The organism is Jatrophihabitans sp. (assembly GCF_051960575.1).
Taxonomy (GTDB): Bacteria; Actinomycetota; Actinomycetes; order Mycobacteriales; family Jatrophihabitantaceae; genus JBQCEE01.
Map to the genome: position 1 here is coordinate 1 of NZ_JBQCEE010000091.1, position 15,102 is coordinate 15,102.

The following is a 15,102-nucleotide window of genomic DNA, read 5'->3' on the forward strand; positions in this document are numbered from 1 at the left end:
GAGGTTGCGCAGCGATCGGGCGACGACATGGCGGCACCCGATAGGCTGCAGGTCGTGGCACGGATGTTTCGCGCGCGGCTCACGGCCGCTCCCGCCGCCCGCACGCACTGATCGACACGGTGCGTCCGCCGGGCGGTCCCGTCCCACCCCTCATCCCGTGAAGGACAGCTCCGCATGCCCAGCACCAGTCAGCACTTCGACCCGGTCGAGGTCAGCACCCTGGCGCCCGAGGCCATCGACGCCAACGTGGCCGAGGCGCTCGCCGCCATCGCCGCCGCGGGCGACCTCGACGCGCTGAAGACCGTGGCCCTGGCCCACGGCGGCGACCGCTCGCCGCTCGCGCTCGCCAACCGCGAGATCGGCGCCCTGCCGCCGGCCGCCCGCAAGGCCGCCGGTCAGCGTCTCGGGCCCGCCCGCAAACAGGTCAAGGACGCCATCGCCACCCGGCAGGCCGAACTCGAGGCCGAGCGCGACGCCCGCGTGCTGGTCGACGAGGCCGTCGACGTCACCCTCCCGACCGACCGGCACCGCGTCGGCGCCCGGCACCCGCTCACCACGATCATGGAGCGGTTGAGCGACATCTTCATCGCGATGGGCTACGAGATCGCCGAAGGCCCCGAGGCCGAGGCGTCGTGGTTCAACTTCGACGCGCTGAACACCCCGGACGTCCACCCGAGCCGCGAGCTCACGGACACCTTCTACGTCGGCGACCCGGCCGACAACGTGGTGCTGCGCACGCAGACCTCCCCGGTGCAGGTGCGCGAGATGCTGCGCCGCGAGCCGCCGATCTACATCGTCTGCCCCGGCAAGGTGTTCCGCACCGACGAGCTGGACGCGACCCACACGCCCGTCTTCCACCAGCTCGAGGGGCTCGTGATCGACGAGGGCATCACCATGGCCCACCTGCGCGGCACGCTCGACCACATGGCGTCCGAGATGTTCGGGCCCGGCATCCGCACGCGGTTGCGCCCGCACTTCTTCCCGTTCACCGAGCCGAGCGCCGAGATGGACCTGCTCTGCTTCGTCTGCCGTGGCGAGTCGGTCGGGAACCCCGACCGGCCGTGCCGCACGTGCAAGAGCGAGGGCTGGATCGAGTGGGGCGGCTGCGGCATGGTCAACCCCCGCGTGCTCGCCGCCGCGGGCGTCGACGCCGACCGCTACAGCGGCTTCGCCTTCGGCATGGGCATCGAGCGCACGCTGATGTTCCGCAACAACGCCGCCGACATGCGCGACATGGTCGAGGGCGACGTCCGGTTCACCCAGGCCTTCGGAGTGGAGTCATGAGGGCCCCGATCAGCTGGCTGGCCGAGCACGCCGACCTGCCCGCGGGCGTCACCCCGCGCCAGGTGGCCGACGCGATCGTCGGCGTCGGCATCGAGGTCGAGAAGGTCGAGGCGGCGGGCGAGGGCCTCACCGGCCCGCTCGTCCTCGGACGCGTGCTGACATTCACGCCCGAGCCGCAGAAGAACGGCAAGACGATCCGCTGGTGCCAGGTCGACGTCGGCGAGCCCGAGCCGCGCGGCATCGTCTGCGGTGCGTCGAACTTCGCGATCGACGACATCGTCGTCGTCGCGCTCCCCGGCGCGGTGCTGCCCGGCGACTTCGCGATCAGCGCGCGCAAGACCTACGGCCACGTGTCCGACGGCATGATCTGCTCGGTGCGCGAGCTCGGCATCGGCGACGACCACGACGGCATCCTCGTGCTGCCGTCCGGCACGCCCGGCGACGACGCCCGAGCCGCCCTCGGCCTCGACGACGCGGTGCTCGACATCGCCGTGACCACCGACCGGGGGTACACGCTCTCGATTCGTGGCCTGGCGCGCGAGACGGCGTCGGCGCTCGGCACGCCGTTCCACGACATCACCGCGACTTTGCCGCCGGTCGACGGCGGCGCCTACCCGGTGACCGTCGACGACCCGACCGGGTGCGACCGGTTCTCGGCCCGTGCCGTCACCGGCCTCGACCCGACCGCGCCGACGCCCGACTGGATGGCCGCGCGCCTGCGTGCCTGTGGCATGCGCTCGATCTCCCTCGCCGTCGACGTCACCAACTACGTGATGCTCGAGACCGGGCAGCCGCTGCACGCGTTCGACCGCGCGAAGCTGCGCGGCCCGATCGGCGTCCGACGGGCACAGGCCGGCGAGACGCTGACGACGCTGGACGACGTCACACGCACCCTGCACCCGGACGACCTCGTCGTCACCGACGACTCGGGCGCGATCGCGCTGGCCGGCGTCATGGGCGGCGCCTCCACCGAGATCGGCGCCGCCACCCGCGACGTCGTGCTCGAGGCGGCGCACTGGGAGCCCGCCGCCATCGCGCGCACCGCTCGCCGGCACAGGCTACCGAGCGAGGCGGCGCGCCGCGTCGAGCGCGGTGTCGACCCCCAGATCGCCGGCGTCGCGCTGCAACGGTGCGTCGACCTGCTCGTCGAGTTCGGCGGCGCCACGGACGCCGGCGGCCACACCGTCGTCGGCGACGGCCCCGCACCCGTGCGCATCGCTCTGCCCGTCGACCGTCCGGGCACGACCGCCGGGCGCCCGATCGGCCGCGACGCCGTGGTGAAGCGCCTCGAAGAGGTCGGCTGCGCCGTCAGCGATGGCACCGACGCCACCGACGACGTCCTCGAGGTCGTGCCGCCCTCCTGGCGTCCCGACCTGCTCGGCCCGGCCGACCTGGACGAGGAGGTCATCCGCCTCGAGGGCTACGACACCATCCCGTCGATCCTGCCGCGGGCACGGGTGGGCCGCGGCCTGACCGGCGAGCAGGCCCTGCGCCGCGCGGTCTCGCGCGCGCTCGCCGGCGCCGGCTACACCGAGATCCTGAGTTACCCGTTCGTCGCGCCGTCGGTGCACGACGACTTCGGCCTCCCGGCCGACGACCCGCGCCGCGCGTCCGTGCGGCTCGCGAACCCGCTCTCGGACGCCGCACCCGAACTCCGCACGTCGCTGCTGCCGGGTCTGCTCGAGACCCTGCTGCGCAACGTCGGCCGCGGCTCGCGCAACCTCGCGCTGGTCGAGACGGGCGCCGTGTTCCTGTCGCGCGGCGCGCACGGCCCGGCGCCCGTGCCCGGCATCGACACCCGTCCCGACCCCGCCACGCTCGAGGCGCTGGACGCCGCCCTGCCGCATCAGCCGCGCCACGTGGCCGTCGCGCTCTGCGGCCTGGCCGAGCCGGCCGGATGGTGGGGCGCGGGGCGTGCGGCCGACTGGGCCGACGCGGTCGAGGCGGCGCAGGTCGTTGCACGCACGGCACGTGTCGAGCTCACCGTGCGCCAGGCCGAGTACGCCCCGTGGCACCCCGGCCGCTGCGCCGAGCTCGTGCTCGGTGACCGGGTCGTCGGTCACGCCGGCGAATTGCACCCGCGGCTGATCGCCGCGTGGGGCCTACCCGAGTGCACCTGCGCGATGGAGCTCGACCTTGACGCGTTCGCGGCACCCGCGCCGGCGCCGACCCCGACGCTGTCGACCTTCCCGCCCGTGCTGCTCGACGTCGCGCTGGTCGTCGACGACGCCGTGCCCGCCGAGACAGTCGTGGCCGCCGTGCGTGACGGCGCGGGGCCGCTGCTCGAGCAGGTGAGGTTGTTCGACGTCTACGTCAACGACGCGCTGCGTGAGGCACGGGAACGGTCGCTCGCCATCTCGCTCCGCTTCCGTGCCCCTGACCGCACGCTCACGGTCGACGAGGCGACGACTGCCCGTGACGCCGCCGTCGCGATGGCCGCCGAGCGGACGGGTGCCCGGCTGCGGACATGACCAGCCCGGCGTGTGACGTCCGACCCGCGGCGGGGCGGGTGCAGCGCATGTGCCCCGCCGGACGGTCGGTCTGACCATGCGCGACCTGCTCGGCTGGCTCGCCTTCGTCGTCCTCATCCTCGGCAACGCCCTGTTCGTGTCGGCGGAGTTCGCGCTGACCTCGGTCGACCGGCTCGCGGTCGCGCGGCAGGCACGCGCCGGCGACAAGCGCGCCGCCGCGATCCGGAAGGCCACCGGCACGCTGTCCTTCCAGCTGTCGTCGGTGCAGTTCGGCATCACCGTCTGCTCGCTCCTGCTCGGCTTCGTCGCCGAGCCGGTGTTCGACGACGCGCTGCGGCCACTGCTGCACGCCGTCGGGCTGTCCGAGTCGGCGTCCCGGCCGGTCGCCGGCATCGTCGGCCTCGTCGTCGCCACCCTCGTCCAAATGCTGTTCGGCGAGCTGGTGCCGCAGAACCTCGCGATCACCGCACCGCTCGGCGTGGGCCGGGTCGTCATCGGCCCGCACCGGCTCTTCACCCGCCTCGCGGGACCGGTGGTGCGGCTGTTCGACCGCGCCGCCAACGGCATCGTCCGGTTCCTCGGCATCGAGCCGCAGTCGGAGGTGCAGGGCGCCCGCACGCCGGTCGAGTTCCGCGGCATGATCGCGTCCTCCGCCCGCGAGGGCACCCTCGGCGGCGCGACTGCACAACTGTTGAGCCGTGGGCTGTTCTTCGGCGACCGCACGGCCGGTGAGGTGATGACCCCGCGCACGCAGGTCGTCTCGGTGCTCGCCGACGCGACGGTGGCCGACCTGATCGACGTGGCGCGCCGCACCGGGCACTCACGCTTCCCGGTGCACCGCGGCGATCTCGACGACGTGGTCGGCGTCGTCAACATCGGTGTCGCGATGGGTGTCCCGCGCGCGCGGCGCTCGTCGGTGCGCGTCGCGCACCTGGTGGTCGAGCCCGAGCGCGTGCCCGAGCAGCTCGACCTCGACGGCCTGCTGCGCCGGCTCGGGGCGGCCCGCTCGCAACTGGCGCTGGTGATCGACGAGTACGGCGGCACCGCCGGCGTCGTCACCCTCGAGGACCTCCTCGAGGAGTTGGTCGGCCAGGTGCGCGACGAGTACGACGAGGCCGAGACGCCCGAGGTGCGCCGCCGCGACGGTGATCCCGGCGGCTGGGACCTCTCGGGCCAGGTGCACACCGACGAGCTGGCCGAGCTGCTGCGCGTGGCGACCCCGCGCGGCCCGTTCGACACCGCGGGCGGTCTCATCATGGACCGCCTCGGTCGGCTGCCCGAGGTCGGTGACACCGTCGACTACGAGGGCTGGGAGCTCACCGTCGAGACGATGGACGGCCGCCGCGTCGACCGCGTCCTCGCCCGGCGCAGGGACGACCTGGCATGACCCTCGTGCTGGCGATCGTGCTGCTGGTCGGCAACGCCTTCTTCAACAGCGCGCAGTTCGCCTTCATCACCACGCGGCGCGACCAGCTCGAGCCGCTGGCCGAGGCGGGCGTCCGTGGCGCGCGATCCGCACTCGTGCAGCTCGGCGCGCTCTCGCGCATGCTCGCCGGCACCCAGCTCGGCATCGCCGTCTGCTCGCTCGGCCTCGGTGCCGTCGCCGAGCCGGCGTTCGCCCATCTGCTCGAGTCCCTCGCGCACGACCTGCACCTCAGGTCCGGCGTCGTCACCGCCGTCGCCTTCGTGCTCGCGCTCGCCTTCGTCTCGTTCTGCCACATGGTGCTTGGCGAGATGGTGCCGAAGAACATCGCACTGGCCGGGCCGGTGCGCGCGGCGCTCGTGCTCGCCCCGCCCATCACCGCCTGGGTGCGCCTCACGCGTCCGGTGCTCGTGGTCATCAGCGGGACGGCCAACGGCGTGCTGCGGCTGTTCGGCGTCCGGCCGAAGGACGAGCTCGGCGGCTCGTACACCGCCGACGAACTCGCCGCCCTCTTCGACGAGTCGTACGCCGAGGGGCTGCTGGACGCGGAGGAGCGCGACCGGTTGCTGGCCGCAGCCCGGCTCGAACGCACCACCGCGGGTGATCTCGCCATCCCGCTCGACCGCACCGTCTGCATCGGCCCGGACGCGACCGTGCGCGACGTCGAGCGGCTGGCCGCAGCCCACGGCTTCGTGCGCTACCCGGTTCGCGACGGTGGCCGCCTGCTCGGTTACGTGAACGCGAAGGACGTCCTCGGCGAGGACGACCCTGACGCCCGGGTCGTGCCGACGCTGGTGCGGCCCCTGCCGCTCGTGCACGCGGACGACGCCGTCGTCACCCTGCTGCGCCGCGCACCGCAGGGCGATCTCGCCGTGAGCCAGGTGCACGACGCCGACGGGCTGCTCGGCGTGCTCACGCTCGACGACATGCTGCGGGCCGTCGCGGGGGCACGCCCCACCGACGCATGAATTTGCGACATCGTGCATAATCCTGCGCATGGGTTCACGTGTCGCGGTCGCCGGGGGCAGCGGGTACGCCGGCGGCGAGCTGCTGCGTCTGATCGCCGCGCACCCCGACCTGGAACTCGTCGCCGTCACCGCGCACGGCAACGCCGGCCAGACGCTGGGGCAGGTGCACCCGAACCTGCGCTCGCTCGCCGACGTCGAGCTGCTGCCGACGTCCGCCGCGACGCTCGGCGGTGCCGACCTCGTCTTCCTCGCGCTGCCGCACGGCGCTGCGCCGGCGATCGTCGCCGAACTCCCCGCGGGCACGAAGATCGTCGACCTCGGCTCCGACTACCGGCTCACCGACCCAGCCGCGCACGCGCGGTACTACGGCGGCGAGTTCCACGGCGCGTGGACCTACGGCCTGCCGGAGCTGCGCGGGCAGCGCGCCGCCATCGCCGCTGCCGACCGGGTCGCCAACACCGGATGTCACGCGGTCGCCGCGATCCTGGCGATCGCGCCGCTCGTCGCGGCAGGCGTCGCTGCGGCCGACGACGTCGTCGTCACCTCGGCCAGCGGGACGTCGGGTGCCGGACGCAGCGCGCTCACCCACCTGCTCGGCAGCGAGGTGATGGGCGACCTGTGCGCCTACAAGGTCGGGGTGCACCGCCACACGCCCGAGATCAAGCAGGCGTCGGGCGCCACGAGCGTCACCATGGTGCCCGTGCTCGCACCGATGCCCCGCGGGATCCTTTCGAGCGTGGCACTCCGTCCGTCCCGAGCGGTGACGACGGCCGACGTGCACGAGGTGCTCGCCGCCGCGTACGCCGACGAGCCGTTCGTGCACGTGCTGCCGGTCGACCAGCAGCCGCACACCGGTGCCACCGCCGGCTCGAACTCGGCACAGCTGCAGGCCGTGGTCGACGCCGACTCGGGGCGCATCGTCGTGACGAGCGCGATCGACAACCTCGGCAAGGGCGCGGCCGGCCAGGCCCTGCAGAACGCGAACATCATGCTCGGCCTGGCCGAGACCGCCGGGCTCTCCGCCGACGGGGTGGCGCCGTGAGCGTCACCGCGGCACAGGGGTTCCGGGCCGCCGGTGTGGCCGCCGGCCTCAAGAGCACCGGCGCGCCCGACGTCGCACTCGTCGTCAACGACGGCCCGCTGGACGCCGCCGCGGCCGTCTTCACCGGCAACCGCGTCAAGGCCGCACCGGTCGTCTGGTCACATCAGGTGTTGCGTGACGGCCGGGTCAGCGCCGTCGTCCTCAACAGCGGTGGAGCCAACGCGTGCACCGGCCCCGACGGGTTCGCCGACACGCACCGTACGGCCGAGTACGTCGCGGCGGTGCTCGGGGTCAGCGCCGCCGACGTCGTCGTCTGCTCGACCGGGCTCATCGGTGAGCGGCTGCCGATGACGAAGCTGCTGGGCGGTGTCGACGCGGCAGCCGCGGCGCTGGCACCGGCGGGCGGTGCCGACGCCGCCGAAGCCATACGCACCACGGACACGCGCGCCAAACAGGCCGTCGTGCACGGCGACGGCTGGACGGTCGGCGGCATGGCGAAGGGTGCAGGCATGCTCGCGCCCGGCCTCGCCACGATGCTCTGCGTCCTCACCACCGACGCCGTGATCGACGCGCAGACCTGCGACGCGGCGCTGCGCGACGCCACCCGCCGCACCTTCGACCGCGTCGACTCCGACGGCTGCATGTCGACCAACGACACCGTGCTGCTCATGGCGAGCGGCGCGAGCGGTGTCACGCCCGACGCCGGCGCCTTCGCCGCGGCGGTGCACGCCGTGTGCGCCGACCTCGCGCAGCAGTTGGTCGCCGATGCCGAAGGCGCGTCCAAGGAGGTCGAGATCGAGATCGTCGGTGCGGCCGACGAGGACGACGCGGTCGAGGTGGGGCGCGCGATCGCACGCAACAACCTGCTGAAGTGCGCGCTGTTCGGCAACGACCCCAATTGGGGACGCGTGCTGGCGGCCATCGGCACCACGTCCGCCGCGTTCGAGCCCCACGAGCTCGACGTCGCGATGAACGGGGTCCAGGTGTGCCGGGGCGGCGGCGCGGGGGAGCCGCGTGACCGCGTCGACCTCACCGGCCGGCACATCCACATCCGCGTCGACCTGCACGCCGGCGATGCCGCGGCCACCATCTGGACGAACGACCTGTCGCACGACTACGTCGAAGAGAACTCCGCCTACTCCAGCTGAAACGGGACGTCCTTGAGCAGAGAGCAAGCCCTCGAGAAGGCGGCCGTCCTCGTCGACGCGCTGCCGTGGCTGCGGCACTTCCACGGCAAGATCGTCGTGGTCAAGTACGGCGGCAACGCGATGACCAGTCCGGAGCTGCAGGCCGCGTTCGCCGAGGACATCGTCTTCCTGCGCAACGTCGGCATCCGGCCGGTCGTCGTGCACGGCGGCGGCCCGCAGATCACCGAGCAGTTCGCGAAGAGCGGGCTCAAGTCCGAGTTCCGCGGCGGCCTGCGGGTCACCACGCCCGAGGCCATGACGATCGTGCGCATGGTGCTCACCGGCCAGGTGAACGGCGACATCGTCAACCTGCTGAACGACCACGGCCCCTTCGCCGTCGGACTCTCCGGTGAGGACGGTGGCCTGCTCACGGCCGAGCGCCGGCCCGCCATCGTCGACGGCCGGCCCGTCGACGTCGGGCTCGTCGGCGACGTCGTCGACGTCGACCCGGCGGTCGTCTACGCACTGCTCGAGGCCGGCAAGATCCCGGTGATCGCCACCGTGGCCCGCGGCAACGACCAGCAGTTCTACAACGTCAACGCCGACACCGCGGCGGCAGCGATCGCCGTCGGCCTCGGCGCCGAGAAGCTGGTGATGCTCACCGACGTCGAGGGCCTCTACGCCGACTGGCCCGCGAGCGACGACATCATCAGCCAGATCACCGCCGACGAGCTCGCCGCGCTGCTGCCGACGCTGTCGAGCGGCATGGTGCCGAAGATGGAGGCCTGCCTGCGGGCGGTGCAGGGCGGCGTGCCGCGCGCCCACGTTCTCGACGGCCGCGTGCCGCACGCGCTGCTGCTCGAGGTGTTCACCAGTGAGGGCATCGGCACGATGGTGCTGCCCGGCGAGAAGGAGACGACATGACCGCACCCCGCTGGGAGGCGGTGATGATGCCGAACTACGGCACACCGCCGATCACCCTCGACCACGGCGAGGGGGTCCGCGTCTGGGACACCGACGGCACCGAGTACCTCGACTTCATCGCCGGCATCGCCGTGTCGTCGCTGGGGCACGCCCACCCGGCGATCGTCGCCGCCGTCTGCGAGCAGGTCGGCCGCCTCGCGCACACCTCGAACCTGGTGATGCACGAGCCGGGCGTCGGGCTGGCCGAACAGCTCGTCGCCAAGCTCGGCCTGCCCGCCCGCGTCTTCTTCGCGAACAGCGGCGCCGAGGCCAACGAGTGCGCGATCAAGATCGTGCGCAAGCACGGCAACGCGGCCGGTCGCAGCGAGATCGTCGCGACGCACCACAGCTTCCACGGGCGCACGCTCGGCGCACTGTCGATCACCGGCAACGCCGCCAAACGCACGCCGTTCGAGCCGCTACCCGGCCCGGTCACCTTCGTCGACTACGGCGACGTCGACGCGCTGCGCGCCGCCGTCGGCCCGCAGACGGCCGCGGTCTTCACCGAACCCACCCTCGGCGAGGGCGGTGTCGTGCCACCGCCGGCCGGCTACCTCGCCCAGGTGCGCGAGGTGTGCGACGCCGCTGGCGCGCTGATGGTCGTCGACGAGGTGCAGAGCGGCATCGGCCGCACCGGCCACTGGTTCGTCTCGCAGGCCGAGGGGGTACGTCCCGACATCATCACGCTGGCCAAGGGGCTCGGTGGCGGCCTCCCGATCGGCGCCTGCCTCGGCATCGGCGCGGCCGGTACCGTCCTCGCCCCCGGCGACCACGGCAGCACCTTCGGCGGCAACCCGGTCTCGTGCGCGGCCGCGCTGGCGGTGCTCGAGACGATCGAGCGCGACCACCTGCTCGACCACGTCAAGCGGGTCGGCGAGCACCTCGCCGGCGCCCTCGACGGCCTCACCGGCCCACTCGTCGCCGGCAGCCGCGGCAGCGGCCTCTGGCGGGCCGTGGCGCTCACCGGTGACCACGCCGCGGGCGTCGAGCAGGCGGCCCGCGCGCGGGGCCTGCTCGTGAACGCGGTCAAGCCGGACGCCCTGCGGCTCGCGCCCCCGCTCATCGTCACCGAGGCCGAGATCGACGCAGCGATCCCGCGCCTGCAACAGGCGTTGGACGAGGTGGCGCAGCAATGACGCGACACTTCCTGCGCGACGACGACCTCGCCCCGGACGAGCTGCTCGAGGTGCTCGACCTCGCCGACACCATGAAGCGCGACCGCCTCGCCCACCGGCCCCTCGAGGGCCCGCGCGCCGTCGCGCTGCTGTTCGACAAGCCGACGCTGCGCACCCAGCTGTCCTTCTCGGTCGGCGTGTCCGAGCTCGGTGGCGCGCCGATCCTGGTCGACGGCGCCAAGGCCGGTGTCGGTGTGCGCGAGTCGATCGACGACGTCACCCGCGTGCTCGACCGGCAGGTGGCGGCGATCGTCTGGCGCACCTACGGCCACGACCGGATCGAGGCCATGGCGGCGATCAGCCGCGTGCCGGTCGTCAACGCCCTCACCGACTCGTTCCACCCGTGCCAGCTGCTGGCCGACCTTCAGACGATCCGCGAGCACAAGGGCCGCCTCGCCGGCCTGCACTTCGCCTACGTCGGCGACGCCGCCAACAACATGGCCCACTCGTACCTGCTCGCCGGCGCGTCGGCCGGGCTGCACGTCAGCCTCGCCGGTCCCGACGGTTACCAGCCGGACGCCTCGGTCGTCGACGACGCGCGGCGCCTCGCCGCCCGCACCCGCGGGTCGCTCACCCTGACGACCGACCCGGTGGCCGCCGTCGACGGCGCCGACGTCGTCGCCACCGACACCTGGGTATCGATGGGGCAGGAGTCCGAGAAGGCCGCGCGCGAGAAGCCGTTCCTGCCGTACGCCGTCACGCAACAGCTGTTGCAGAAGGCGCAGCCGGACGTCAGTGTGCTGCACTGCCTGCCGGCCTACCGCGACAGCGAGATCGCCACCGACGTGCTCGAGGGCCCGCACAGCATCGTCTGGGACGAGGCCGAGAACCGGCTGCACGCGCAGAAGGCGTTGCTCGCCTGGCTGCTGGAGCGTGCCTGATGGCCACCGTCCGCAAGCGCACCGCGCCGAGGCGCGCGAGCGTGCACGACATCACCGCCACCCGGGCCGCACGGCACGACCGCATCAAGGCGATCCTCGCGCAGCAGCCGGTGCGCTCGCAGGCCGAACTCGCGGCCGCCCTCGAGGCCGGCGGCATGTCGGTCACCCAGGCCACGCTGTCGCGCGACCTCGACGAGCTCGGCGCGGTGAAGCTGCGCTCGCCCGACGGCGGCCTGCCGGTGTACGTCGTGCCGCACGACGACGCGCTGCTCGCCGCGCGACGCGCCGACGACGACCCGCCGCAGCGGCTGGCCCGGCTGCTCGGCGAGCTGCTCGTCTCGGCCGAGGCGTCGGCCAACCTCATCGTCCTGCGCACGCCGTCCGGCGCCGCCAACTTCCTCGCCAGCGCGCTCGACCGTGCGCGCCTGCCGGAGGTGCTCGGCACCGTCGCGGGCGACGACACCATCCTCGTCATCAGCCGTGACCCGGCCGGCGGCGACGCCCTGGCCGCGCGCCTCGTCGCGCTGGCCTCGTCATGAACAGGAGCTCCCACCCGTGAGCAAGGTCCTCACATCCCTGCCCGTCGGCGAACGCGTCGGCATCGCCTTCTCCGGCGGCCTCGACACGTCCGTCGCCGTCGCGTGGATGCGCAGCAAGGGCGCCGTGCCGTGCACGTACACCGCCGACATCGGCCAGTACGACGAACCCGACATCAGCGGCGTGCCCGACCGTGCGCGGCAGTACGGCGCCGAGGTCGCCCGCGCCGTCGACTGCCGCCGCGAACTGGTCGAGGAGGGTCTCGCCGCCCTCGCCTGCGGTGCCTTCCACATCCGCTCCGCGGGCCGCGTGTACTTCAACACCACGCCGCTCGGCCGCGCCGTCACCGGCACCCTGCTCGTCCGGGCGATGCAGTCCGACGACGTGCACATCTGGGGTGACGGCTCGACGTTCAAGGGCAACGACATCGAACGCTTCTACCGCTACGGGCTGCTCGCCAACCCCGGGCTGCGAATCTACAAGCCGTGGCTGGACGCCGACTTCGTGCACGAGCTCGGCGGTCGCGCCGAGATGAGCCAGTGGCTCGTCGAGCACGACCTGCCCTACCGCGACAGCACCGAGAAGGCCTACTCGACGGACGCGAACATCTGGGGCGCCACGCACGAGGCCAAGACCCTCGAGCACCTCGACGTCTCGCTCGAGACCGTCGAACCGATCATGGGCGTGAAGTTCTGGGACCCCTCGGTGTCCATCGACAGCGAGGACGTCACCGTCGAGTTCGACGCCGGCCGCCCCGTCGCGATCAACGGTCAATTCTTCGACGAGCCGGTCGCACTGGTGCACGAGGCGAACACCATCGGTGGACGTCACGGGCTCGGCATGTCCGACCAGATCGAGAACCGCATCATCGAGGCGAAGTCGCGCGGCATCTACGAGGCGCCGGGCATGGCGCTGCTCTGGATCGCCTACGAGCGGCTGCTCAACGCGATCCACAACGAGGACACCATCGCCAACTACCACCAGGAGGGTCGTCGCCTGGGGCGCCTGCTCTACGAGGGCCGGTGGCTCGACCCGCAGGCGCTCATGCTGCGCGAGTCGATCCAGCGCTGGGTCGCCTCGCTCGTCACCGGGTCGGTGGCCCTGCGCCTGCGCCGCGGCGAGGACTACACGGTGCTCGACACCCGCGGGCCCGCGCTGTCCTACAGCCCGGAGAAGCTGTCGATGGAGCGCACCGAGAACGCCGCCTTCGGCCCGGTCGACCGCATCGGCCAGCTCACCATGCGCAACCTCGACATCGCCGACTCGCGCTCGAAGCTCGAGCAGTACGCGGGTTCGTCCGGCGCGCTGCTCGGCCGCTCGCACCTGTTCGGCGAGCTCGAGGCGGCGGCGCTCGCCGAGAGCGGCGCCGACAAGATCATCGCCAACCCCGAGGGGCCGGCCGCCGACGAGGCCGCGCTCGACCACGCAGCCCTGGAGTCCGGCGTTGACTGAGCCGTCCACCCCCACCGCCCTCTGGGGCGGACGCTTCCGCAGCGGCCCGTCCGACGCCCTCACCGCGCTGTCGGTGTCGGTGCACTTCGACTGGCGTCTGGCCGCCTACGACCTGCGGGCGTCGAAGGCCCACGCCCGCGTGCTGCACCGCGCCGGCCTCCTCACCGACGACGAGGCGACGCGCATGCTGCTCGCTCTCGACGAGATCGCCGGGCAGGTCGCGCGCGGCGAGTTCCGGCCGACGGTCGCCGACGAGGACGTGCACACCGCGCTCGAGCGGGCGCTGCTCGAGCGGCTCGGCACCCTCGGCGGCAAGCTGCGCGCCGGACGCAGCCGCAACGACCAGGTCGCCACCGACCTGCGGCTCTATCTGCGTGACCACGTGCGCCGCATCGTCGTCGAGATCGCCGAGCTCGAGTCGGCGCTGATCGGCCAGGCCGAGCAGCACGCCGAGGTCGCGATGCCCGGCATGACCCACCTGCAGCACGCGCAACCCGTGCTACTCGGTCATCACCTGCTCGCCCACGCCCACGCGCTCGCGCGCGACGTCGACCGGCTGCAGGACTGGGACCGTCGCGCCGCGGTCAGCCCGCTCGGCTCGGGCGCGCTGGCTGGGTCGTCCCTGCCGCTCGACCCCGAGGCCGTCGCGGCCGAGCTCGGCTTCGACCGCCCGGCCGCCAACTCGATCGATGCCGTCTCCGACCGCGACTTCGCCGCGGAGTTCCTCTTCGCCACCGCGCTGCTCGGCGTGCACCTGTCGCGCATCGGCGAGGAGATCATCCTCTGGACGACGCCGGAGTTCGGCTGGGCGAAGCTCGACGACGCCTGGTCGACCGGGTCGTCGATCATGCCGCAGAAGAAGAACCCCGACATCGCCGAGCTGGCGCGTGGCAAGTCCGGCCGGCTCATCGGCAACCTCACCGGCCTGCTGGCGACGCTGAAGGGCCTGCCGCTCGCGTACGACCGCGACCTGCAGGAGGACAAGGAGCCGGTCTTCGACACCGTCGACCAGCTGCTCATGCTGCTGCCCGCGGTCACCGGTCTCGTCCGCACGCTCACCTTCGACACCGCGCGGCTCACGGCAGCGGCGCCGGCAGGGTTCGCGCTCGCCACCGACGTCGCCGAGTGGCTCGTTCGCGAGGGCGTGCCCTTCCGCGAGGCCCACGAGATCAGCGGCGCCTTCGTCTCGTACTGCGAGCAGCGCGGCGTCGACCTGCCCGATCTCAGCGACGAGCAGCTGGCCGAGGTCGACCCGCGGCTGACGCCGGCGGTGCGCTCGGTGCTGTCCGTCGACGGCGCCCTGCGCGCCCGGTCGGCCGTCGGCGGCACGTCGCCCGACCGCGTCGCCGAGCAGCGCCGCGCGCTCGACGAGGCGGTGCACCAGCAGGTCGCCTGGGCGGCGGGCCCCGACCGGTGACCGTCGCGCGCGGGCGGCTCACCGCGACCGCGGTGACGCTCGCGCCCCGGCTGCTCGGCGCCGTCCTCGTGTCCGAGGTCGGCGGCGTCGAGGTCGCCGTCCGGCTCACCGAGGTCGAGGCCTCCGAGGGGGCCGACGACCCGGCGTCGCACGCCTTCCGCGGACGCACCGCCCGCAACGCGGTGATGTCCGGCGAGGCCGGCCACCTCTACTGCTACTTCACCTACGGCATGCACTGGTGCGCGAACGTCGTCTGTGGTGAGCCCGGCCGGGCGTCGGCGGTCCTGCTGCGCGCCGCCGAGGTCGTGCGGGGCGTCGACGTCGCGCGCGACCGGCGGGCCGCGGCGCGCAGCGAGCGCGAC

Annotated in this window: 13 protein-coding genes; all 13 read left to right on the top strand. The window is 73.2% G+C overall.

Features of this window, described 5'->3' with window-relative positions; genetic code table 11:
* Positions 1–174 precede the first annotated feature (174 nt).
* A complete protein-coding gene (gene pheS / locus ACTHMS_RS04635; RefSeq protein ID WP_440305498.1) occupies positions 175–1,284 on the top strand; it encodes a phenylalanine--tRNA ligase subunit alpha in 1,110 nt (369 codons plus the stop codon).
* Entirely contained in the window at positions 1,281–3,755 is a 2,475-nt protein-coding gene (pheT, locus tag ACTHMS_RS04640) for a phenylalanine--tRNA ligase subunit beta (RefSeq protein WP_440305499.1), read from the top strand. The genes pheS and pheT overlap by 4 nt, the downstream gene beginning before the upstream one ends.
* A gap of 76 nt (positions 3,756–3,831) precedes the next feature.
* Positions 3,832–5,142 (top strand): hemolysin family protein, encoded by a 1,311-nt coding sequence (locus tag ACTHMS_RS04645; RefSeq protein ID WP_440305500.1) that lies wholly within the window; start codon positions 3,832–3,834, stop codon positions 5,140–5,142.
* Positions 5,139–6,146 carry a hemolysin family protein gene (locus ACTHMS_RS04650; RefSeq protein ID WP_440305501.1) on the top strand — a complete coding sequence of 336 codons (1,008 nt, stop codon included), beginning with the start codon at positions 5,139–5,141 and terminating at the stop codon, positions 6,144–6,146. The genes ACTHMS_RS04645 and ACTHMS_RS04650 overlap by 4 nt, the downstream gene beginning before the upstream one ends.
* Before the next feature lie 28 nt (positions 6,147–6,174).
* On the top strand, positions 6,175–7,188 hold the full coding sequence (gene argC / locus ACTHMS_RS04655) for an N-acetyl-gamma-glutamyl-phosphate reductase (protein ID WP_440305502.1): 1,014 nt from the start codon (positions 6,175–6,177) through the stop codon (positions 7,186–7,188).
* Entirely contained in the window at positions 7,185–8,336 is a 1,152-nt protein-coding gene (argJ, locus tag ACTHMS_RS04660; protein WP_440305503.1) for a bifunctional glutamate N-acetyltransferase/amino-acid acetyltransferase ArgJ, read from the top strand. Before argC ends, argJ begins: the two co-directional genes overlap by 4 nt.
* Positions 8,337–8,348: 12 nt before the next feature.
* Complete coding sequence (gene argB / locus ACTHMS_RS04665; protein ID WP_440305504.1) at positions 8,349–9,239, top strand: acetylglutamate kinase; 891 nt, start codon at positions 8,349–8,351, stop codon at positions 9,237–9,239.
* Complete coding sequence (locus ACTHMS_RS04670) at positions 9,236–10,414, top strand: acetylornithine transaminase (protein WP_440305505.1); 1,179 nt, start codon at positions 9,236–9,238, stop codon at positions 10,412–10,414. The genes argB and ACTHMS_RS04670 overlap by 4 nt, the downstream gene beginning before the upstream one ends.
* Positions 10,411–11,334 (top strand): ornithine carbamoyltransferase, encoded by a 924-nt coding sequence (gene argF, locus ACTHMS_RS04675; RefSeq protein WP_440305506.1) that lies wholly within the window; start codon positions 10,411–10,413, stop codon positions 11,332–11,334. Before ACTHMS_RS04670 ends, argF begins: the two co-directional genes overlap by 4 nt.
* Positions 11,334–11,873, top strand: a complete 540-nt coding sequence (locus ACTHMS_RS04680) for an arginine repressor (RefSeq protein WP_440305507.1) — start codon at positions 11,334–11,336, stop codon at positions 11,871–11,873. The genes argF and ACTHMS_RS04680 overlap by 1 nt, the downstream gene beginning before the upstream one ends.
* Positions 11,874–11,889: 16 nt before the next feature.
* Positions 11,890–13,323, top strand: a complete 1,434-nt coding sequence (gene argG, locus ACTHMS_RS04685; protein ID WP_440305508.1) for an argininosuccinate synthase — start codon at positions 11,890–11,892, stop codon at positions 13,321–13,323.
* Positions 13,316–14,740, top strand: coding sequence for an argininosuccinate lyase (gene argH, locus ACTHMS_RS04690; protein ID WP_440305509.1), 1,425 nt, complete (start codon positions 13,316–13,318; stop codon positions 14,738–14,740). The genes argG and argH overlap by 8 nt, the downstream gene beginning before the upstream one ends.
* Positions 14,737–15,102 (top strand): DNA-3-methyladenine glycosylase (locus ACTHMS_RS04695; RefSeq protein WP_440305510.1); only part of this gene is annotated, 366 nt, incomplete at its 3' end. The genes argH and ACTHMS_RS04695, both read left to right, overlap by 4 nt.